The following is a 22,398-nucleotide window of genomic DNA, read 5'->3' on the forward strand; positions in this document are numbered from 1 at the left end:
AACGAAGCGACAGTTTGCCTGTAATATCAACGATGTATGCGTTTTCCTACTATTTCCGATTGCCGTCGGAATTGCTCGTCGTCAAGCACCGGAGTCATCGACGAAACGTTCAAATCCTGCAATTGAATCCAGGATTTGCACCCGCCGTACTCTTCGCGCAGCGGAATCGTTTGCGGTTCATCCAATCGATAAACGCGCAGAACGAGCACGTGTAGAGGCTTCGTTTTTTTCCACTTTAGCCGCTCTTCGGCGTAATCTTCCGTCCAGATGTGCAGTCCTTCCAGCCGTTTGAGCGTCTCCGCATCCGTCACTTCCAACTCTTCCGCGACCTCCGCGAACGAGGTGACCGTCACGAACCCAGGCGTCAACGCCGCTTCCGCTTGCGTCTCTTCCACCGCTCCGGAGGCTTCCGGAATAACCAGATTCGGACGCTGATGCTCAAACGACGGAAACAGGTAAAACTTCGGGCTTTCCAGCCGGAACTCCCTGGTCTCCTCCGCGATGCCGCCTTTGCGCAGCACGATGACCTGACGCCCCGTTTCCAGCGCCCTGACGGCGACGGCCCATTCTCTTAATGCGATCGTCGATTCCATTGCGTTGCTTCTCTCCTCTATGCCCTACGATGCTTTCATTATAGCATAGTCGGACTAGGGAAGATTGAGTTGAACCTCCAGTTCGGGAAGGTAGACCAACTTGCCATGGAATTCCGCTACGATCTGCAGCTTGGCGTCGGATGGGACCGGCTCGAAAACCATCCCACTCTCTTTGCCGAACAGTATATCGATTAAAGGCACCTTGCCGCGCTCTATGTCGTAAAGAGAAATGCCGATACTATCGCCAGGCGTAGGCAGCGAACGCACGACGGTTCTGTCGGGCCGTCTTTCGATCGCCGTGACGACCAGTTCCTTGTCTTGCCCGATCGGAACGATGAGCGGATCGTCCGGGGTAGGCAGACTCTCTACGTTCGCCCGTCCCTTAATGCTCGTGGACTTCATATCCCAATATAACGGTCTGATCAATAAGCTTTTTGCCTCGGGATTAAGCGAGGGGAAGCTCGCGTAGTTCATTTCTGAGTTTTCGGATGTACGGAGAGCCACTCCTCCATACCGATATCCTGTATCGTCCGTTAACTCGACTGCGAAAATCCGGTTTTTCTCGGAGTCAAACCGCTTGAAAGCGTACTCGAGTCCCGTGGATACCTTCGACAACGATATTTTGCTCAACTCGAAAACTCCCTGTTTGCTCGTCTTGGTCTCGTTGGAGTTCCGGATGATCAGCGAGGGTTCTTGCCTGCGCACCTCGGCATCGAAGATCCACTCTCCGTTGACGTTCCCGATTCGCGAAATATCCAGTTCGAAATCCGTATACTGCATCCGAGCGCCTTCGAAAGGATAGTATGTCGTGGACAGAATCCCTTCGTATTGAGTTGCGCTTACAATCGAAAATTCGTTCCGAAAAATGGCGCGTTTCCCGTCGTCTTCTTCCGCATTGCCCACGTATCCAACCGTCTGTCCGTCTACACGGATAGCTGCGTTCAGGTTAAAATCCTGGATCGGCCGATCTGCTGTAATCGAATAGCGGACGGACAATGCGTAGCCATCGTTGATGACATAACCGAGCCGCACATGAATCCCCTGATCCGATACGGCCGCACCTGACACTTCGGTCTCCTTCACACTCATTTTGCGAATAGAGTCTCGTAGTTCATTGATTGCCAGCAGCGACATTTTGCCCTCGACCTCAGTTCGAACATCCGATGAAAGCTCCGAAGAAGGCGCTGCCTGTTTGATTGGGGTCTCTCCCAAAATTTTTGGAGCATACGCCGAATAGCCCGCAATCCCCCCGCCGACAACGACCAAGGCAACGACTGCAACGGCCAGCGCCCTTGTTCTACCCGCCATCGATCTTTGCTTGCCGCGCTCCGGCAAAGCCGCCAGCGTCTGTTCAATTCTCTGCGCAACGGCTGTCGGAATGCTCGATTCTTCCCATTTTCCGACGCCTTGAAATCTCGTTTCCAGTTCCTCAACATTCATACCCGATCTCGCTCCTTTCGGATACATTCAGCCATTTGACCAGCTGCCGCCTGGCCCGGTGCAATCTCGATTTCAGCGTCCCCTCGGACACGTCCATAATTTCCGCAATTTGGGCCAAGGACAAATCCGCATAGTAGTGCAGCTTCACGAGCGTGCGAAGAGGCTCGTCCAATCGATTGACCGCATCCCGCAAATCAAGATCCGTCTCCCCTGTCGGAGCTTCGCGGTCGGGAAGAACGTCCATCGGGAGCATCCTCTTGTTTTTGTGATAGATTCGCCGGCACTCATGAATGAGAATCCGAAACATCCAGGTGCGAAAATAAGCCGGCTCCCGCAGCTTAGGGATGCTCCGATAAGCTTTCATAATCGCCTCCTGGATCGCGTCTGCGCAGTCCTCATCCCCGTGAAGCAGCGTTCGCGCCATTCTGTACAGCTCTCCCTGCATGTTCCGGACAAGCCTTGAGAACGCCTCGCGGTCGCCCGAGCAGGCAAGCTGAACATCCGTTTTCCATGCCAGTTCCGACAAAGCTTCTCCTCCGTTTCCAAGACGTTCCTCCGCCTTGTTTTTTATGTATCTATCCGTTAGATCGTTCAACTCGGCAAACGGTTCATTTTTATTTTTTATTCTAAAACAGCCGATCCGCGCGCGTCGAGACGACGATGGGCGGATCGGCTGCAGCTCTCTATACAAGGAACATCGCGACAATCGTCGTAACGGTCAGTCCGATCAGCACCGGCTTTAGGTTGCGGCGAGCCAGCTCGAACGGGCTGACGCCGCATATGGCCGCGGCGGGAATCAGCGCCCAAGGAATGAGCGTTCCGCCGCCGACCCAGATCGCCGCCACCTGGCCCAGAGCGGTCAGCGTCGCGGCGCCGCTACTAAGCGCGAGGGAAAACATGTGCGCGACCGAGCCGACGAGGGAGATGCCCGAGAAGCCAGAGCCGTCTAGCCCGGTAATGGCGCCGGTTGCGGTCAGCGTCACCGAAGCCACCGCTCCGTTCATCGGCACGGAGTTGGCCAGCGCAACGCCAAGATCGTTGACGATACCGTGCGAGCCGAGCAGAGCGCCGTCCCCGAACAGCTCCCGGAACGCCGAGTCGCCGAGATAGAAAAACGCGGCAATCGGAATGACCGGGCCGAACACCCGAAATCCGAACTGAAAGCCTTCTATTAAATATGAGGTCGTCTCTTCCAATCCCTTGTTTCGGTGCGCCACCATCGTCGTCACGATCAGGATGAGCACTGCCGTGCCGCCGATCAGTGCCGTCGCATCGCCCCCTTGCAGGTCGAAGGCGAACATGGCCGCGACATCGACGGCGAACAGAATCGGAATGGCGATGGCCAGCGATCTTTTAACCGAATCCGGCAGACTCACAGCCGTTTTTGCCCCCGCCTCCTCACGACTGGCGGCGACCAATCCGTCATTCCACTTCCCGTTTTTCATGTCGCGGCGCATCATCCAAAATGCGGCCACAGTCGTTACAAGCCCCATTACGATAACAAGCGGAATGCTGGCCGCCATCACCTCGGACACCGGCAGGCCCGCCGCATCCGCTGTCAGCTTCGGCGCACCTTGGATAATATAGTCGCCGGACAGCGCAATGCCATGGCCGAACAGATTCATCGCGACCGCCGCTCCGAGCGCGGGAAGGCCGACACGCAGCGCCACCGGCAGCAGCACCGCTCCGATCAGGGCGACGCCGGGAGAAGGCCAGAAGAAGAGCGAAGTCAGCAACATAATAATGCCGATGCCCCAGAACGCGAGGGTCGGCGTCCGAAGGAAGCCTGTAAGCGGTTTAATCATCGTTTCGTTGATGCCCGTAATGATGAGGACGCGACTCATCGCCACGATAATCGAGATGATGAAGATCGTGCTTAGCAGTTCCTTCGTCGCATAGATAAAGCTGTTGAAAATACCCGCCACCGAGCCGCCCAGACTTTCAGTTGCGATCAGGCCAAGCGTGAAAATTCCCGCAACGCAAACCAGCGTCGTATCTCTTCGCTTCACGAGCAAAGCGAGAATAAAAGCGATAAACGCCACATACACCCAGTGGATCGCCGATAATTGAATGTCCACCCGCACCACTCTCCAGTCATTCGTGTGAGTGGTTCATTGTATGTGGCCGGGGGGATAGGCGTTCGTGCCAACGCAAATAGAGGGCTGCCCCTAAGTAAATAAAAAAGTCGTACAAAAACATAATCGATTGAGAAGGTTATCGTGCATATATCTCCTTCCGATGCTATACGATCCTGAAACTTGAATGAGTAAACCCGTTAAGAGGTGGTTACAGGACCGTATGAGGCAGTCTCCAGGAGATATATGCACTTTTTCTTAATCGATTATTGTGTAGGACTTTACTTAGGGGCAGTCCCTTTTTTGCAAAAAGTTTCATTAAGGTATCAAAACAACGGTCGTGTAAGGAGGCAAAGAGATCGTCCGCCCATCCAGCGAAGCGGCGTCGTCAGTCGTCAACGTCAGCTTAGCGAAAGACGTCTGGCCCGCGTTACTTTCCGGCAGCGTTACGGCCTGCAACTGCTCGGACATATTGTGCAGCACCAGCGCCTTCTCGTCACCGCTCGCACGCAAGTAAGAGGTGACGTACTCATTGCCCGCATCGTAGGACGCAATTGTACCGAGACGCAGCGCAGGCAATTGCGCCCGCCAGGAGATCAGCTTTCGATAGTGGTTCAGCAGCGACTTCGGATCCGCCTCTTGGGCTTCGACAGACGCTTCCTCTGTACGGTAGGAAGAGTTCTGCCACGTCGTCTCCTCGGGAGAACCTCCCTTTCTCGTCCATGGAAACGGCTCACGCAGCTTCTCATCCGGCTTTATGCCGGCGACGCCTAGTTCCTCGCCGTAGTAAACAAAAGCGTTGCCCGGCATCGTCAGCAGCAACGAAGCCGCCAGCTTGGCGCGATCGACGCTGCCGCCGACCGCGTTCATGACGCGGGTCTGATCATGGTTGGACAGGAACGGCGCATCGACGAATCGTCCGCCGGACACTTTGCCGAAATAGCCGTGCATGCGGGACAGCGTAAAGCCGATGCCGGACGACTTTCCCGAAGCCGCGGCGCCAAGCAGCGTGCCCGCCAGGTCGAAGTTAAACGCCGAATCGAGCGCGTTGTCCAGATAAGGCGCGACGATTGCAGCGCCGTCCCACACCTCGCCGACAAGATAGGCATCGGGATTAACCGCGTTCAGGCCTTGCCGGAACTCTTGCCACCAGCTTTTGTTTTTTTGCTGCACGGTCGGCGTGGAGATCGTCGACTTAAAATCTCCGAAGATGTGCTTGGCCGCATCCAGGCGGAAGCCGTCCACGCCTTCCTTGAGCCAGTATTGGCCGATAGCGACCATTTCTTTACGCACTTCGGGATGGTCGAAGTTCAAATCCGGCATGCCGCCCCAGAATACGCCGAGGTAACTCCCGTGTGCGCCTTTATGCCACGGATCGGACCCCGTCGCCCCATCGGAGGGCGTCGCCTGCTCGGCATTTTCCGCCCAGGTATACCAATCCCGATACTTGCTGCCGGCACCCTGAGCCGAATCGACGAACCACGGATGCTCAGAGCTCGTATGGTTGACGACGAGGTCCATAATGACGCGGATGCCGCGGCGATGCGCTTCCTGCAGCAGCTTGCGAAAGTCGTCCATCGTGCCGTAATCCGGATGGATGCCGTAATAATCGGTGACATCGTAGCCATGATAGCTGGGCGAAGGCTGAATCGGCATCAGCCACAGGCCGTCCACTCCGAGCCGGTCCAGGTAATCGAGCTTGGCCGTCAAGCCGTTCAAATCGCCGATGCCGTCGCCGTTGGAATCGGCAAACGAGCGAACGAACACCTCGTAGAACACGCCCGAAGGTCCCTCTGCAGGAGCGACGGATTCCTCAGTGATGAAGGTTTCACTCGGGATAGCGGATTCCTTCGAGACTGCGGATTCCTTCGGAGCGGAAGTCGTGCAGCCGCCTAGCAGCAAAGCCGTGGCTGCGAGGAGCGCGAGCGAGCCCTTCGCCCCGCGCCTCATCCTTTGGACGCTCCGGCCGTCAGTCCGTCCACAAGGAAGCGCTGAGTGTACATAAACAGCAGCGTAATCGGCACGGCGACGAGCACGCAGCCTGCGGCGAACAGCGTAAATTCGGTACTGTTGTAGGAATCGATAATGCTCCACAGGCCGACGGCGAGCGTCCAGTTTTCCGGAGTCCGCAAAATCGCGCGCGCGAAAATAAAATCGACCCATGCGCCGGCAAACGTCGTGAGCGAAATGTACGTAATGATCGGTCGGGACAACGGCAAAATGATGCGCATGAAAATCGACATATGGCTTGCGCCGTCAATGCGAGCCGCCTCTTCCAGGCTTCGCGGAATCGTGTCGAAGAAGCCTTTGGCGACGAACATCCCGAGCGCGGCTCCGGCGGAATACACCAGAATAAGCGCCCAGATCGAATCGAGCAGGTTGATCGTATTCAGGATGATGAATACCGCCATAATGCTCAAGAAGCCAGGGAACATGCCCAGAATAAGAATAAGCATCATCATCGCCTTGCGTCCTTTGAAGCGAAAACGCGAGAACGCATACGCGGTCAACAGTTGGATAAGCGTCCCGAGCACCATGCTCGCCGTCGCCACCTTCAGCGTATTCCAGTACCAGTTGGCGTAAGGAATCGAGCGGTCGGCGCGCACCCGGAACAGGTCGCGGTAATGATCAAGCGTCCAAGCGGTCGGGATAAAATGATCGCTGAACAGCGAATTCCCGACGCGAAAGGAGGACAAAACCGTCCACAGAGCCGGATAGATGCAAGCCACGGCGATAAGCGCCAGCAGCACGTAACTGAACAACAGACGCGGTTTCATTGGATCATGTCCTCCTCGTTGAACGATCTCGTTCTCCTGAACATGACGATGGCCGCGGCCGCGATGAACAGGAAGATCAGAATCGACACGGCTGCCGCGATGTTGTACTGGTTGAAATCGAGCGTCAGCTTGTACAGCCAGGTCACGAGCAGGTCCGTTTCTCCGGCGTTGTTGTATTTCATCGTAGCCGGATTGCCCCCGGTCAGGAGGAAAATGACGTTAAAGTTGTTGATATTGCCAACGAACTGCGTAATGAGAATCGGCGCCGTCGCGAATAAAATATAAGGCATCGTAATGTTGCGGAACTTCGCCCAAGCGGTCGCTCCGTCCACCTCCGCCGCCTCGTACAAATCCTTCGGAATCGTCGTGAGAATGCCCATGACGAGAATCATCGACACAGGGATGCCGATCCACATATTAACGACGATGACGGACACCTTCGCCCAGAACGGATCGTTCAGCCACGGCAGACCTTCCATCCCGAAGTAGCGGAAATACTGGTTAATCGGACCGAACTTCTCGTTCAACAGGTTTTTCATAATGAGCAGCGAAACAAACTGCGGAATCGCATATGGAATAATGAACAGCATTCTCCAGATGCCTTTGAACCGAATACCGTGTTGACTGATCAAAAGCGCAACGAGAATGCCCCCGAAATAACAGGTCACCGTGGCCAGAATCGCCCATACGATCGTCCAGCTCAGAACGCCGACGAACGTATTGCTCCAGACGTTCATATTAAACAGCTTGTCGAAGGTGGCGAAGCCGACCCAATCGACCAGGTTTTTCGGCGGAATATGATTAGGCGACGCGTAGTTCGTAAAAGCGATCAGCGACGTGAATACAATCGGCATAACCGTGAAGAACAGCACGCCGAGCATCGGCACGGACAGAAGCAGCCAAGGGAAGACGCTGCTGTTCAGCGCCCGAAGCTCGGAGCCGCCTTGCATTCTCCGGCCGACGACGACCGCATCGCGAATATTCAAAACGTAGAACAGCAGTAGGATCAGAACGACGAGAATCGCCAATACCCCGTAAATCAACATGAAAATGGAATGGTCGCCGGGAACGTTTTTGAATACTTTGCCGACTTTTATCAGATGCTGCCCCTGCTCCCCGAGGGTAACGATGCCCTTTAAGTGGGGAGTAAGCTTAGCGACGATGGCATAAATGCCTGCCGCGTAAATCAGAATGAAAGTCAAACCTTTGAAATACTGCCGATTGTACAATTGGCCCAATCCCGCGCAAATTACGGAAAGCCAACCCGCCGTTGCAGCGCGATGCTTCAAGCTGAGCCCTCTCCTTCCTGTTAAGCCGTCTCACCCGCCGCGAGGCGGCGGGTGGATGGCGCATGGTTGCGTTGCTTTTGGCGTTATTGCGAGGAAGCGATCGCGTCCTTCACTTTCTTGGCCCAATCGTCCATTGTCGCTTGCGGGTCGGCTTTGTCGTTCCAGAGGGAAGCGAGAGCCGCTTCATGCGTCGACCAGAATGCGTTCATCTCGGCGATTTTAGGCATCGGCGTGGAATTGTCGAACTGCTTCAGGAACACGCTCGCGAACGGATCGCCGCTGACTTTGTCGCTTGCCGCCACGTTTTTGTTGGACGGCAGACTGCCGAACAGCTCAAAGTTCTTCGCCTGGAACTCCTCGGAGGATACCAGCTCCGCGAACAGCTTAGCTGCGATCGGATACTGAGAATACGCATTGACCAGGAAGCCTTTAACTCCGGAGAACGGCATCATCGGCTTGCCGTTCGGCAGCGTCGGATATTCCATGACGCCCAGGTTGGCCACCGATTTCTTGAACTCGCCCGTCTGCCATGGACCGCTGACGTTCATCGCCAGTTTGCCTTCGTTGAACAGACTTGTCTTGATATCCGCTTTAATGTCAGCTGCCGTAATCGGCAGAATCTGTTCCTTCAGGCTGCCGAAAAATTTCGCCGCTTCCACGGAACCTGCACTGTTCAGACCGATGTCGGAAGCGTCGGTGCCGTCCTTGCCGAACACGTAACCGTCGTAGCCGCCGAAGAAGCCCCAGCTCCAGTACCCGTTGCCGACTTCCCACATATAGGCGTATTTTTGCGCCTTTGCGTCGTTGAACTTTTTCGCGAATTCGATGACGCCGTTCCAATCCTTCGGCGCTTCGCCGTTTGTATCTGCGAAAAGGTCTTTGTTATAGAACACCGCCGTCGTCTCTACCGACATCGGATAGCCGTATAGCTGGCCGTCGATCGACCAAGCTTCGACGGATTTGTCGGAGTTGTTCGCTTTCGACTCTTCCTCGTGCAGGTCGTTCGGGAGCACGACGCCCGCTTGAACGGCCGAGCCGAGACGGTCGTGCACGGCGAGAAATACATCCGCGCCAACGCCGGCAGGAGCGTCTGTAATCATTTTTTCGATCGATTTGTCCGGGCCTACGTCCTGATATTCGATGTCGATGCCGTACTTCTCTTTAAATGCTTTAGCGGCTTCGTCGATCAACGCTTTCTCGCTCGCAGAGTACCAGACAACCAGCTTCGCTCCCTCTTCTGGAGCATACTCCTCTTCTCCGGCCTGCTCGGACGGAGCGGAGCTTGCGCTTTCCGTAGCGGCAGGAGCGCTCGAACTTGGGGAAGACGACGCATCGCTTCCGCCGTTATTGCCATTGTTCGCCCCGCAAGCGGACAACAGAAGCGCCATCGTCAGCAGCGTGCTTGCATACACTTTTTTCATAGGTTTTTCGTACCCCTTTCAATGATTTCAATTGTCGCGCTTTACCTCTTTATCGCTCCTGCTTTTCCCTCCCTTGCAAAATCCACCGTTCTCCATGTGCAAACGTTTGAACTAAAGGGCAAAAAAATGACAAACAGCCCAGTAACCGAGCATATTTGTGCAGGTTCAATAAATGAAAGCGCTTATGGAACTACTTTATATCATAATCTTAAATCTCATTTTGTAAATCGTTTGCACATATCAAAAACAGAAGAAAAAACCTATAATACTGCTGTTTACTCAGGATATCTCCCCTATTTGAATTTTCTCCAAATTGCGATTGTGTGCAATTTGTGGCACAATCTTTGCGCCACAGCGCATAATAGGGTGCACAAAAAAAACCGCTTATCTCATGTACTCTTCGCACAGATCGGCTACAATAAAACTATTAGTTCGCGTTCACAAGGCCTGAGGCTTTTTGAACAACCTCTACTAAATTGTTCGCAAAGGAAGGCCAATGACATGACCGTCACGATCAAAGACGTAGCCAAGGCGGCCGGAGTATCGCCGTCCACCGTATCCAGAGTCATCTCCGAGCATCCCCGAATCAGCGCCGAGACGAGCCGAAAAGTCAAAAAAATTATGGAAGAGCTCGGGTACCATCCGAACCTGATGGCGAAAAGTCTCGTCTCCCGAACGACCCGGACGATTGCCGTCATCTTTCCGAAGCCGGCCGAAGAGCTGCTTCTCAACTTTTTCTTCTATGAATTGATCCGCGGAGTTCTGGCTCAGTTGACCCGCGCGGGCTACGATCTGCTGATGGCGGGAGGCAGCAACGAACAGGAGGAGCTGGACACCGTCGCCCGGCTCGTCAAAGGAGGCCGTATCGACGGCCTTATTTTGCTGTACTCCCGTTCCTCGGATCCGATTATTCATTTTTTGCGCAAGGAAAATATACCGTTTACACTCATCGGCAGAAGTCTCGATTACGTGGATGTGCCGTCGGTGGACAACGATAACGTACAGGCCGCCTATGATGCGACGAAGCACTTGATTGCGCAGGGACAGAAGCGGATCGGCTTCGTCAGCGGGCCGACAAAGCTGGCCATGACCCAGGATCGGATGAATGGCTATACGAAAGCGCTGGCGGAAGCGGGCCTTCCGTTTAAGCAAAGCTGGGTTGTCGAAGGAGAATTTCTCATCGAGAGCGGCTATCGGGCGATGGCTTCGATCATGTCGCAGCCGGAGCCTCCGACCGCGCTGGTCGTGATCGACGACGTCGTCGCTTTCGGCGTGCTTAAGGGCTTGTCCGAGCTCGGCATCCGCGTGCCGCAAGATGTCGCGATCGTCAGCTTTAACAATATCGCCTTGTCGGAGCTTACGATCCCTCCGATCAGCTCCGTGGACGTCGGAACCTATCAGCTCGGCTACACCGCCTCCCAAATGGTGCTTAATCTCATGAAGGATATTGAAATTACGACCCGCCAGATCATCCCGCATCGCCTAGTCGTGCGCGAATCTTCCCTCCGGGCGGAAAGTGATTTATACTAAAAAGCAGACTGTTCTCTATAAATACAACTGAACCTGTCGGATAACTATATGGAGGGAATATCGCATGAGCAATTATCATCCGTTAACCGAACAAGAAGCGATCGGGATCGCCCGAAGCGTCCCCGGCATATTCGGCCCGGAAGGCGAGCTGAGCTGCCGCGAGATCGGCGACGGCAACCTCAACCTGGTCTTCCATATCAGCCAAGCTTCCACAGGAGCCAGCCTAATCGTGAAGCAGGCGCTGCCGTACGCCAAGGTTGTCGGAGAATCTTGGCCGCTGTCGCTGGACCGTGCCCGCATCGAGAGTGAAGCGCTTATCCTTGAAGAGCGGTTTGCTCCGGGACTTGTGCCGAAAGTATACCATTCCGATAACGACATGGCGCTTACGGTCATGGAGGACCTGAGCAGCCACGTTATTATGCGCCAAGGACTGATCGAAGGCGGCGTCTACCCGCTGTTTGCCGAGCATATCTCGGACTTCCTCGCCAGAACGCTGTTTTTCACGTCCGACCTGGGCATGAACCAGCAGGAGAAGAAGCTGCTGACCCGTTCCTTCGTCAATCCCGACTTGTGCAAAATTACAGAGGACCTCATTTTCGACCATCCGTACACGAATGCGGACACGAACAGCTTCGATTCGCACCTGCAAGCGGACGCCGAACGGCTCTGGTCCGATCAAGAGCTGCATTTCGAGGTCGCGAGGCTGCGCGAGAAGTTTCTGACCCAAGCGCAAGCGCTGCTGCACGGCGATTTGCATACCGGCAGCATCTTTATTACCGAACAGTCGACCAAAGTCATCGATCCCGAGTTCGCCTACTTCGGGCCGATCGGCTTCGATATCGGCGCTGTGTTCGCTAACCTGCTGCTGCACTATGCGTCGCAGGAGCATTGGTCTGCGGACGAAGCTTCCCGCAAGGCGCGCAGGCAGTATTTGACCGATACGATCGGAGACATCTGGCACGGTTTCGAACGGAAATTCCGCGAGCTGTGGAACGAACACGGCACGGATCGCATCGCTCGAACGGCCGAATATCAGGACGATTATATGCTTCGGCTGCTTCAGGACGCCGCCGGATTCGCCGGGGCGAAAGCCGTCCGCCGAATCGTCGGTCTCGCTCATGTCGCCGACATTGACAAAATTCCGGATGCCGACGTTCGCGCCAAAGCGCAAAGGCTTGCGCTGACCATCGGCACAACCTTGATCAAACGCAATCGTCAATTGACCTCTATCGAGGAAATCATCCATATCGCCGATTCCGCCTCCCGGGCATAACGCACGACGTACAGCACAGAGCATACCAATCGAGAGGAGCAACGAAAGAATGACCAAGGAATCGCAACAACCCACACCTGAGGTGCTTCAGTCCCTCATCTGGGATAATGATGCGCTGTCGCTGCTGGATCAGCGCCTGCTTCCGGAAGAGACGGTTTATCTGCGGCTGACGACGACGCAGGACGTCTGGGAGGCTATCCGCGAGCTGAAGGTGCGCGGTGCGCCGGCCATCGGCATTGCCGCAGCCTACGGCGTTGTGCTGGGCGTGCAAGACTTCATCGGCAGCACCGCCGACTGGGCGGCCGAAGCGGAGCGCCAGGCCGAGCATTTGGCGACATCCCGGCCGACTGCAGTGAACTTGTTCTGGGCGCTGGATCGGATGAAGGCGCGCGCCCGGGCACTAGCAGAGCAAGGCGTGGCCTCCGCGGAGGCCACGCAAGCGCTGCTGGATGAAGCGAAGCAGATTCACGCCGAGGACGAAGCGACCAATCGGCTGATCGGCGAGCACGCGCTGACGCTGTTCAAGGACGGCATGGGCGTGCTGACGCACTGCAACGCAGGAGGCTTGGCGACGGCGAAATACGGAACGGCGCTCGCTCCGTTCTACCTCGCCCTAGAACAGGGAATTCAACTGAAAGTATTCGCGGACGAAACCCGTCCCGTACTCCAGGGCGCGCGTTTAACCGCGTTCGAGCTTCAACGCGCAGGCGTGGACGTCACGCTGATCTGCGACAATATGGCCGGACACGTCATGTCTAAAGGCTGGATACAAGCGGTAATCGTCGGCACGGATCGCGTCGCCGCCAATGGGGACGTGGCTAACAAGATTGGTACTTACAGCGTAGCCGTGCTCGCCAAGGCGCACGGCATTCCGTTTTACGTCGCTTGTCCGCTATCCACTATCGACTTATCGACGCCCACAGGCGCCGATATTCCGATCGAAGAGCGCCATTCCGACGAAGTCACGGTCGGCTTCGGCAAACGCACCGCTCCGGAAGGCATTGCCGTGTACAACCCGGCCTTCGATGTCACGCCCGCCGAGCTGGTCACGGCGATCGTGACCGAGAAGGGCATCGTGACCGCTCCTTACGAGGAAAACCTGCGCAAGCTGTTCGACTAACTCTCTGGTTTCGAGGTTATACGGCAGCTTGGGCCATCAGCTTAACCGCGTCCCGCCCGCGCATGCCGACAGTAATTCCGAGCGCCTGCGCGGCGTCGGTCACCGATTCGAGCGGTGCGTCAAGCAGCTGCTCGATCGTCTTCACCCCGACGGCTCGGCCCGCGATAATTGCGCGATCCTTCAACCTCTCATTGAGCAGTTGGACGTCCAGCGCACCGCACATAATGTACCCTTGACCTGCGGTAACCGCCAGAAGAGTCGTTTTCGGCAGCAGCACCTCGACGCCAATCGCGGTCCAATCCCCGATTTGCAGCGGCATCACGTTGACCATGCCTATTGCATCCCCTTTCATAGGTGTTCGGCTATAAGAGATCGTTTACGATAACATATGCGCATATATAAATTTTTTTCAGGGCATTTGAACCCTCACCCCTATATTAGGCGCCCTTCTCGTGGTATATTGGGAGTTAGGACATGGTTTTAATGAACTACGCATGGCGACGGAGGCATCTTCATGACTGACAATTCTACGAATATCGATGACTCCCATAAATTTCTCGTGGAGTTCAAGGTCTCTTCTCCGAACAGGGCGGAGGCTTTGAAACAACTGCTTTTACAATTAAAAAGCTCTGACCTGGACCACTATCGGCTTGTGACGGACCATTCGGCGTCTGCCTCCAGCGCGAAAGCGCGGCCTTCTCCGCCTCCACCGGCGAAAAAGGCCCCCGTCCACTCTCCCGACCCGAACCCGCTGGAGCTGCGCATCCGCTTCTTCATCGAAAGCGGCAAGCTGATTCGGCTGAACATTAACAAGGGTCTTGGAGTGAAGCTGAGCATCCCTTGCCGTATCCTCAACTATGACTCCGACAAGCGGCTCATCACCGCGTATCATGTGGACGAGAAGCAAGTGTACACGGTGGGATTAAACGAAATCGACGACTTCGTAGAATAAAAGGCTCACAAAATAAAACTCGCACAGAGGTTTTCCCCTTGTGCGAGTTTTTGTATGCACCGTTGCTTATTTATCGAAATCGAACACGAAATCGTCGTCCGTCATCGCTTCCACATGAATTGTCCGAACGTAGCCATTGCCCTTTTTCGAGAAAAAGTCATGCTGCTTCGTCTTCGTGCTGATGCCGTTGAATACGATCGGATTAACGTCCTCCTCCGGGAAGACCGGGGCGAAGCCCATGTTCATGAACGCTTTGTTGGCGTTATAGCGCACAAACTTCTTAACCTCTCCGGCGAGCCCGATTGCCGAGTAGAGCTGATCGGTGTAGTTCTCTTCATTCTGATGCAGGTGCATGAGAAGTCCGTACAACACCTCGTAAACTTCCTTCTGCTCGCTCTCGTCGAGCTTGGCGTACACTTCCTGCGCCAACACGCCGACGTACAGCCCGTGGATGCTCTCGTCGCGTAAAATAAGGTCGATGACCTCGCCGCTGCTCGTCATTTTCCCTTGCCCGGCCAAGTACAACGGATAGAAAAATCCACTGTAAAACAAATAGCTTTCCAGCAGCACGGAAGCGGCCATCGCCAGAAACAGGCTGCGCTGAGAATCGATGTTATTGTAGTATTGCACAATCGTATCGGCCTTCGTCTGCAAATACGGATTTGCTTCTACCCAGCGAAAAACGCCGTCAATCTCTTCAGTGGACGCCAGCGTCGTGAAGATGCTGCTGTAGGATTTGGCGTGAATCTGTTCCATCATCGCCATGAAGCCGAGTACGGCTTTGCGCTGCAACCCGTCGACATGCTCCAGAATGCGAGGCATCCCGACGCCGCCCTGCACTGTGTCGAGCAGCGTCAAACCGCCCAGCACCTTCATGTACAGATCTCGCTCTTGCGGGCTTAAGTTCATCCAATCCATTTTATCGTCCGAGAGCGGAATTTCCTCATCCGTCCAGAACTGCATAATGTTCTGATTCCAGAACGTAATCGTAAAATCGTCGTCAGGCCGGTTCCAGTTCACGGCTTTTAAGGCGCACATCGGCGTTCGTCCTCCTCGTTTCTATCGCTCGTTGCCTTGCCGCTCACTTACACCGAGCAGGTTACGCACTCTTCTACGGACAGACGGTTCGTACGCGTATAATAGAGCGATTTAAGGCCCTTCTTGGCCGCATAGACGTAATATCTGGACAGCTGACGAGTCGTCACGTCGCTGTTGACGTGCAGAACGGCAGAGATGCCTTGATCCACATGGGGCTGAATTTCCGCGATCATGTCGATCACTTTGAATTGGTCCATTTGATAAGCCGATTTATAGAAGAAAATATTGTCTTTGCTCAGGAACGGCATCGGGTAATACGTCGTCGAGTTGGCGTAGGTGCGCGTTTCGATCGGTTCGACGATCGGCATCACGCTCGAAGTCGCGTTCTGGATGTACGAGATGCTCTGCGTCGGCGCGATCGCCAGCCTGTATGCATGGTACAGCCCGTGCTCGGCCACGTCGATCTTCAGGCCCGCCCAATCCGCAGGCGACGGAATGTCGATGCCCGCAAACAGCTGCTTCACCCGCTCCGTCGTCGGACGGTAGTCGGTCGTCAAATAACGATCGAAATAAGTGCCTTTCGCATATTCGGAACGCTCGAAGCCATGGAAAGTAACGCCCGTGCTTTTTGCAATCTCCATGCTCTTCTCGATGGAATGGAAGTTCATCATCATGAAGAACGTGCGGACGAAGTCGCGGGCTTCCTTGCTTTCGTAAGCGATTTTATTCTTAGCCAGGTAGCCGTGCAGGTTCATGGCGCCCAATCCGACGGAGTGCAGCTCGGCGTTGGCTTTGGCGACGCCCGGGGCGTTGGCGACCGTCGTCATGTCGCTTACCGCCGTTAGACCGATAATGCCTTCATGCACGGATTCTTTGATTTTGCGCGTGTCCATTACATTGGCGATATTCAGCGAAGCCAGGTTGCAGCTAATGTCTCTACGAATCGTGTCCGGCTCGAAATAATCGCCGATCTCCGAAGTCTCCTGTAGCTGGAAAATCTCCGTGCACAGATTCGACATCTTAATGTCGCCGATATCTTTAAGAGCATGAGCGCGATTGGCGTTGGACTTGTTCATCATGTAAGGATAACCGGACTCGAGCTGCGTCGTGGCGATTTTGACGAGCATGTCGCGCGCGCTCATGACCGCTTTTTTCTTCACCCGGTCGTCGGCAAGCAGCGCATCGTACATTTCGTCCATATCCATGTCGTCCAGATGTTTGCCGTAGTGCTTAAACACCGTATACGGCGCGAATACGTGCAGCGGTTCGTTACGCTCGGCAAGCTGATAGAACTTGTCCGGCACGATCAGACCGATCGACAACGTCTTCAGACGAGTTTTCTCGTCCGCGTTAATCTTCTTGCTGTCGAGGAACTCGATGACGTCCCAGCCGAAAATATTGTAATAGCCTGCGCCCGACCCTTTGCGCTGTCCCATCTGGTCGGCGTACGAGAACGCGTCCTCCATCAGCTTCAGCACGGGCATAATGCCCTTGGCGGCGCCTTCGACGCCTTTGATTGCCTCGCCGCGCCCGCGAATCTTCGACAGGTTCACCGCTACGCCTCCGCCGATTTTGGAGAGCTGCATGCATGTGCCGATCACATAATTGATCGAATTGAGTGAATCGTCCATTTCCAGCAAGAAGCAGGATACCATCTCTCCGCGCCGGCTCTTGCCCGCGTTCAGGAACGTCGGCGTCGCCGGCTGCAGCCGCCGCTCCATCATCGAAGCCGCCAGAGAACGAGCAACGTTGAAATCCCCTCTGGCCAAATGCAGCGCCACAATTGAGACCCGGTCGGGGAAATGCTCAAGATATAGCGTTTTGTCGTCCGTCTTGACGGCATAGTCGGTATAAAACTTGGAGGCGGCCATATAGGATCTGAATTGAAAGCGATACTCGTGGGTTAGTTCGTAGATTTGTTTAACTTCCTCTTCCGTATAAAGCTTATACACATCTGCGTAGTAGTTATTATCCAGCATGTAGCGGACTTTCTCGAGGTGGGAGGCGAACTTCAAGCTTTTGCGATAGACATCCTCCATAAATTCCGAGACGGCTTCTCGGTCCTTATCCAGTTGGAAGAAGCCTTCCGTATCCCTTTGCATCAGCAAGTTGTTCAGTTCAATATGACGCAACTGCTTGCACCCCCTCTTCAAATCTTTCCACGTCTTTGGAAGTCCCGGACAGCTCGAACTTGCTGACAACAGGCACTCCGTACATCTCGGAGATGCGATCGGCGCTCAGCGCGAATCCGGTTCCCCAGTTACGATTGCCGCTTGCGGATACCCCGCGCAGCTTCTGATGGTTTTTCTTCAAAAATGCGACGACCTTCTCCGGAACTTGCCCGAAACCGGTCGTGTATGTAATGAGAACGAAGGGCTGATCGAGAGCCATAGATTCCTCGATTTGAACCGAAGGAAGCTTTAATTTCTCTACGAACCTCCGTACGTTACCCGTCCTCGAATCATAGGCGATCAGCATGCCATCCATTCTCCTTCCCGTGAACTCGACACAATATGTATAGCGACAAGATTCAATTTATATCAATATATTGTGTGTGTCAAGGTGAAAGTTGACCTATTGACAAATCCAGGGATCCTATTTTTCACACCCGAAAATAAAGAAAAAAAGCGCCGAAGCGCTTCTTTTCCGCTCTGTTTATGGGATGGAGGTCTAGTGATAATTGGGCAGTGCGGGACGGTTAAATTTCTCCGACAACAATTCTTTAAGCGCCGTGCTCGGCAGGGGGGGACTGCCATAGTAACCCTGCATTTCGTCGCAGCGATACGAACGAAGAAAATGAGCTTGATCCTTCGTCTCGACCCCTTCGGCAACGACCTGCATCTGCAAGCTGTGCGCCATCGATATAATGGCGGCAACGATCGCGGCATCGCTCGATCTCTGCTCAATGTCCCTAACGAAGGATCGGTCGATTTTCAGACGCGCGATCGGCAAATTTTTTAAATAATGAAACGAACTGTATCCCGTTCCGAAATCGTCAATGCTAATACTGACTCCCAATTCGGTCAGCTCTTTCAAATATTGCGACGCGCGCTCGACATCCATCGTCATACTTTCCGTAATTTCAAGCTCCAGATAACGAGGATGCAGCCCGGTTTTGCGCAAAATTTCGGAAATTTTGCTTGTCAGCTTTCGCTGCGTAAATTGTCGAAGAGATAGATTGACAGATACCGGTATGTTGAGCAAACCTTCATTCTGCCACTCCTTATTCTGTCTGCAGGCCTCCTCGATCACCCACTCGCCGAGCTGCACGATCAGTCCGCTTTCCTCCGCCGCAGGAATAAATTCGCCAGGAGGAACAAGCCCGCGTTCGGGATGCCGCCATCTCACCAGCGCCTCCATGCCGACGATTTGACCGGAAGCCAGGGCGTATTGGGGCTGGTAGTGCAAAATAAATTCCTTGTTTCTCAGCGCCCTGCGCATTTCGTGCTGAATCGTCAGCTTCTCCAGCGCAATATGATCCATGTCGCAGGAATGCAGCATATAGTCGTTCTTACCGTTAACCTTCACGCGGTGCAGAGCGGTATCCGCCCGTTTAAGCATCGTGGCGGCGTCACCGGTCCCGTCCGCGCTGACCGCAACGCCGATGCTTACCGTTACGTGAACCGGAACGCCGCTCAATTCGAACGGCTCCTTCATAACGGATATTAGACCGTCGAGACGTCCGGATATTTCGTCCGCGCTTTCCAGCGTATCCAGGCAAGCCGCGAACTCGTCTCCCTCCATGCGAGCCAAGTCTCCGGGCACGGATAAGCTACGACTGAGCCGTTCGGCGATTTGCAACAGCAGCATGTCGCCGAAATCCCGGCCGAACGACGCATTGATCAGCTTGAAATGGTCAACGTCAATATAACAGACGGCCAGAGGTCTTCCGCCCTCCTTGGCGGTTTGCAGCCTCTCTTCGAGCCTGTTCATAAAAAACTGTCTGTTCGGCAGTCCCGTCATATCGTCGTAATAGGCCATGTAGCGTATACGCTCAAGAGAGCGCTTTCGGTCGCTGATATCTTCAATGAATACGAGAAGGCCGATCGGCCTTTTTCTCCTGATCAACGGCGAAGTATGGATGTTGAGATCGATTGCGTGTCCCTGCTTATGTATGACCTTGATTTCCCTCGTGCAAGTTTCCCCTTGAAGCGTCCGTTGAAAAATAAGCTTGGTCTGCTCTCGGGACTCTTCCGCCAGCAGCGTCTCGAACGAAATGCCGTTGAGCTCTTCTTTGCCGTATCCGACCATATCGGACGGATCTCGGTTAATGTCCAGAAATCGCCCCTGCCGATCTATGACTGCAAAAGCGATCGGGCTGTGATTATAAAGCGAGTTCAACAATTCCCATTGGTAAGCAGGGCCAGATTGCCTGGCCCGATAACGTTTGCGCGAAAATATCCAGCCTAATGAAGCGGCGCTTGCGGTCAGTGCTGCGACGCCGGCGATACCCGCCAGCCAAAGTCCTTCGTCGGACCATCCGTTCACGAGGCTACATCCTTCCTCCGCCATGGGCAAATACTCATGAATAACATATCTATTATAGACCAATTAATAGAGATGTGTATCCTTTGTTTTCCTACTGCTTGCTCTTTCGGGAAGCCAAAGCCAGACAAATCCAGCCCGCGATAAACGCGACGCCTCCGAGTGGCGTAATCGCGCCAAGCACTTTGAGCCCGCTGAGAGCAAGAACGTACAAGCTGCCTGAAAACAACACGATACCGACGAGAAGCAATCTGGCCGCCCAAATTGCCATCTTGGGCGCAGGAAGGCGATCGATCAGCAAAGCGATTAGCAAAATGCCGACGGAGTGGAACATATGGTACTGGACCGCGGTGTCGTATACGTCAAGCGCGTCTGCCGTCAGCCTATCCTCCAACATATGCGCACCAAATGCACCGAGAACAACAGAAAACATAGCCGCAAGGGCCCCAATTTTTGTATACTTATTCATGTGAGGTTATCCTCCTTAGATTTTGGACAGCACTCCAACAACTATCATATCGTGAATGAGGTGGAAAGTCATGAACGAACCGTTCGAAAAAGATGAACAATTTGCGAACCGCGGCCCCTTTTCTCCAGCTCCGGGTCACGTCGCTCCGCTCAAGCATAGCGGACTAGGGATCGCATCCTTCGTGTTGTCGATTGTCGGCTTCTTGTCCTTCATCGTCCTGACAATCGTCATCATTAGCTTGTTGTTTCAAGCTATCGACATTACGCAGATTGTGGACGAATACGGCAATCGACTGATGAGCGACGAAGAGATCGTGGACAAAATCCAACCGTATATCGGTTACATGATCCTCTATCCGCTGCTGATCCTTCTCTCCATCGTGGGGCTCATCCTGGGCATCGTCGCCCTAACGCGCCCCGGCTACAAGAAAGTGTTCGCAATTCTCGGCACTATCTTCAACGGTTTGCCGCTCCTTTTTCTCGCGCTGCTTCTCCTTGCCGGCCTCGCTGGCGCCGGCGCATAAGCTCTCCCGCTCCGCACAGGCATTCTCATCTTGAGAATGCCTGTTTCTCTCTCCCTTCCTCTGCGACACTTCCTGCAACGCATCTGTATCTCATTTTGGCCCTCTTCCTGAGCAATGTGCAGCTACATTTTCTATTTTCCTCGACCTCTCAACTACCGACGCTCTTCCGAGTTTCGATGATGTATCTCATTTTGGCCCAACCTGAGTCATGTGCAGCTACATTTTCTATTTCCCTCTACCTCTCGACTTACCGACGCTCTCCCGTGTTTCGATGATGTATCTCATTTTGCTCCTACCTGAGTCATGTGCAGCTACATTTTCTACTTTCCTCGACCTTTCTACTACCGGCGCTCTCCCAAGTTTCGATGATGTGTCTCATTTTGACCCAACCTGAGTAATGTGCAGTTACATACTCGACATACTCTACATCCTCGACCTCACAATTACCGACAATCTCCCGAGTTTCGATGAAGTTTCTCGTTTTAGGCCAACCTGAGTAATATATTGTTCTAAGCCAGCCGTCCATGGTTTCTTGCCAGTGACTCTGCACACACAGTCGAGCCCCCTTTGCCATTAACTCAGGGAGGTTAAAATGGACATACAACATCGCAACGGAGTTCCACAAAAATCCAAAAATAGAGGCAAAATTTTAAAATTAATCATCGACAACAGAACGTATGTTTGGTAAAATGAAAATAGGAACAAACGTTCGTCCAGATGGATGAAGGAGGGGTTTGACTTGATGTCTATTCGTAAGTTTTTGGCTTGTTTTCCTGATGAGCAGACTTGCCGCAACTACTTGTTCTCCATCCGCTGGCCACGCGGTTTCATCTGTACGAAGTGCGGCGAAATGCGATATAGCGTGATCAAGACGAGAAACGTGTACGAATGCATCAATTGCAAGACGCAAACCTCCCTCACCTCCAACACTTTAATGCACCGCACCAAGCTACCCCTTCGTTATTGGATGGTTGCGTTGTATTGGGTCGCATCCGGACGCCGGTGTTCGGCGCGTAGGCTCGGCAATACGTTAAAGCTCCAATACCGCACTGCAAGACGGCTGCTTAACAAAATTAGATACGCTATGTACAATATTGAGTCCGGACCGCTATTCGATTTCTGGGATCGCCAAAAACGATCGGCCCAACAGCCGATCGTCAGACGAGCCATGCTATTGATGTTCAGAAGGGCTCGCACTTTCGTACGCAAGCATTACGGCCGAGTGCCTAAATGGAGACGGCCGTACTACTATTGCGAATATCGCTTCCGCAGCAACAACGTCCATAATCCTTCCCAGGCGCTTATGAAGCTGATCATAAACACCTGTACGACTATCTACACTCTGAACGAGTATGGAGGATTTCGCGAGCCCAGACGAAAGCCCCTCTCACCGGAGCCTTTGTCAGCTTGAAT

At 54.0% G+C, this 22,398-nt stretch carries 20 protein-coding genes; 6 read left to right on the plus strand and 14 right to left on the minus strand.

Features of this window, described 5'->3' with window-relative positions:
* Positions 1–26: 26 nt before the first annotated feature.
* The 8 genes from DFP98_RS03705 to DFP98_RS03740 form a co-directional block, all read right to left on the minus strand.
* Positions 27–593: a DUF1802 family protein gene (locus DFP98_RS03705; RefSeq protein ID WP_116059203.1), complete on the minus strand. Its 567-nt coding sequence runs from the start codon at positions 591–593 to the stop codon at positions 27–29.
* 54 nt (positions 594–647) lie between these two features.
* Complete coding sequence (locus DFP98_RS03710; RefSeq protein ID WP_116059204.1) at positions 648–2,033, minus strand: DUF5643 domain-containing protein; 1,386 nt, start codon at positions 2,031–2,033, stop codon at positions 648–650.
* Positions 2,023–2,559: a sigma-70 family RNA polymerase sigma factor gene (locus DFP98_RS03715; RefSeq protein ID WP_246016401.1), complete on the minus strand. Its 537-nt coding sequence runs from the start codon at positions 2,557–2,559 to the stop codon at positions 2,023–2,025. The genes DFP98_RS03710 and DFP98_RS03715 overlap by 11 nt, the downstream gene beginning before the upstream one ends.
* Before the next feature lie 157 nt (positions 2,560–2,716).
* The gene (locus tag DFP98_RS03720; RefSeq protein WP_116059205.1) at positions 2,717–4,111 is read right to left on the minus strand and encodes a hypothetical protein; all 1,395 of its coding nucleotides are present in this window, start codon (positions 4,109–4,111) and stop codon (positions 2,717–2,719) included.
* Positions 4,112–4,426: 315 nt separating this feature from the next.
* On the minus strand, positions 4,427–6,058 hold the full coding sequence (locus tag DFP98_RS03725) for an alpha-amylase family glycosyl hydrolase (protein ID WP_116059206.1): 1,632 nt from the start codon (positions 6,056–6,058) through the stop codon (positions 4,427–4,429).
* On the minus strand, positions 6,055–6,885 hold the full coding sequence (locus DFP98_RS03730; RefSeq protein WP_116059207.1) for a sugar ABC transporter permease: 831 nt from the start codon (positions 6,883–6,885) through the stop codon (positions 6,055–6,057). The genes DFP98_RS03725 and DFP98_RS03730 overlap by 4 nt, the downstream gene beginning before the upstream one ends.
* A complete protein-coding gene (locus tag DFP98_RS03735) occupies positions 6,882–8,174 on the minus strand; it encodes a sugar ABC transporter permease (RefSeq protein WP_116059208.1) in 1,293 nt (430 codons plus the stop codon). The genes DFP98_RS03730 and DFP98_RS03735 overlap by 4 nt, the downstream gene beginning before the upstream one ends.
* Positions 8,175–8,257: 83 nt before the next feature.
* A complete protein-coding gene (locus tag DFP98_RS03740; RefSeq protein WP_116059209.1) occupies positions 8,258–9,595 on the minus strand; it encodes a sugar ABC transporter substrate-binding protein in 1,338 nt (445 codons plus the stop codon).
* Positions 9,596–9,721: 126 nt separating this feature from the next.
* Between DFP98_RS03740 and DFP98_RS03745 the strand changes: the two genes are divergently transcribed.
* The 3 genes from DFP98_RS03745 (at position 9,722) to mtnA (ending at position 13,518) form a co-directional block, all read left to right on the plus strand.
* Positions 9,722–11,125: a LacI family DNA-binding transcriptional regulator gene (locus DFP98_RS03745; protein WP_281275123.1), complete on the plus strand. Its 1,404-nt coding sequence runs from the start codon at positions 9,722–9,724 to the stop codon at positions 11,123–11,125.
* A gap of 64 nt (positions 11,126–11,189) precedes the next feature.
* A complete protein-coding gene (mtnK, locus tag DFP98_RS03750; protein WP_116059211.1) occupies positions 11,190–12,398 on the plus strand; it encodes an S-methyl-5-thioribose kinase in 1,209 nt (402 codons plus the stop codon).
* Between the two features lie 49 nt (positions 12,399–12,447).
* Positions 12,448–13,518, plus strand: a complete 1,071-nt coding sequence (mtnA, locus tag DFP98_RS03755; protein ID WP_116059212.1) for an S-methyl-5-thioribose-1-phosphate isomerase — start codon at positions 12,448–12,450, stop codon at positions 13,516–13,518.
* Between the two features lie 16 nt (positions 13,519–13,534).
* Here mtnA and DFP98_RS03760 read toward each other — a convergent pair whose 3' ends face one another.
* Positions 13,535–13,849 (minus strand): YunC family protein, encoded by a 315-nt coding sequence (locus DFP98_RS03760; RefSeq protein WP_116059213.1) that lies wholly within the window; start codon positions 13,847–13,849, stop codon positions 13,535–13,537.
* A 183-nt stretch (positions 13,850–14,032) separates the two neighbouring features.
* On the opposite strand from DFP98_RS03760, the gene DFP98_RS03765 reads away from it, so the two are divergent.
* Positions 14,033–14,470: a hypothetical protein gene (locus DFP98_RS03765; protein WP_116059214.1), complete on the plus strand. Its 438-nt coding sequence runs from the start codon at positions 14,033–14,035 to the stop codon at positions 14,468–14,470.
* Between the two features lie 66 nt (positions 14,471–14,536).
* Here the strand turns inward: DFP98_RS03765 and nrdF are convergent, their stop codons facing one another.
* From nrdF to DFP98_RS03790, 5 genes are all read right to left on the minus strand, one after another.
* On the minus strand, positions 14,537–15,508 hold the full coding sequence (gene nrdF / locus DFP98_RS03770; protein ID WP_116059215.1) for a class 1b ribonucleoside-diphosphate reductase subunit beta: 972 nt from the start codon (positions 15,506–15,508) through the stop codon (positions 14,537–14,539).
* A gap of 47 nt (positions 15,509–15,555) precedes the next feature.
* Entirely contained in the window at positions 15,556–17,640 is a 2,085-nt protein-coding gene (gene nrdE / locus DFP98_RS03775) for a class 1b ribonucleoside-diphosphate reductase subunit alpha (RefSeq protein WP_116059216.1), read from the minus strand.
* Positions 17,627–17,986: a class Ib ribonucleoside-diphosphate reductase assembly flavoprotein NrdI gene (gene nrdI, locus DFP98_RS03780; protein ID WP_116059217.1), complete on the minus strand. Its 360-nt coding sequence runs from the start codon at positions 17,984–17,986 to the stop codon at positions 17,627–17,629. Before nrdI ends, nrdE begins: the two co-directional genes overlap by 14 nt.
* Positions 17,987–18,178: 192 nt before the next feature.
* Positions 18,179–19,996, minus strand: coding sequence for a putative bifunctional diguanylate cyclase/phosphodiesterase (locus DFP98_RS03785; RefSeq protein WP_246016402.1), 1,818 nt, complete (start codon positions 19,994–19,996; stop codon positions 18,179–18,181).
* 91 nt (positions 19,997–20,087) lie between these two features.
* The gene (locus tag DFP98_RS03790) at positions 20,088–20,462 is read right to left on the minus strand and encodes a DUF423 domain-containing protein (RefSeq protein WP_116059219.1); all 375 of its coding nucleotides are present in this window, start codon (positions 20,460–20,462) and stop codon (positions 20,088–20,090) included.
* Between the two features lie 70 nt (positions 20,463–20,532).
* On the opposite strand from DFP98_RS03790, the gene DFP98_RS03795 reads away from it, so the two are divergent.
* Together DFP98_RS03795 and DFP98_RS40180 are read left to right on the plus strand one after the other, a co-directional pair.
* A complete protein-coding gene (locus DFP98_RS03795) occupies positions 20,533–20,985 on the plus strand; it encodes a hypothetical protein (RefSeq protein WP_116059220.1) in 453 nt (150 codons plus the stop codon).
* Between the two features lie 742 nt (positions 20,986–21,727).
* Positions 21,728–22,396 carry a transposase gene (locus DFP98_RS40180; protein WP_181917469.1) on the plus strand — a complete coding sequence of 223 codons (669 nt, stop codon included), beginning with the start codon at positions 21,728–21,730 and terminating at the stop codon, positions 22,394–22,396.
* Positions 22,397–22,398 lie beyond the last annotated feature (2 nt).

Source organism: Cohnella phaseoli (genome assembly GCF_003386235.1).
Classification (GTDB): Bacteria; Bacillota; Bacilli; order Paenibacillales; family Paenibacillaceae; genus Cohnella; species Cohnella phaseoli.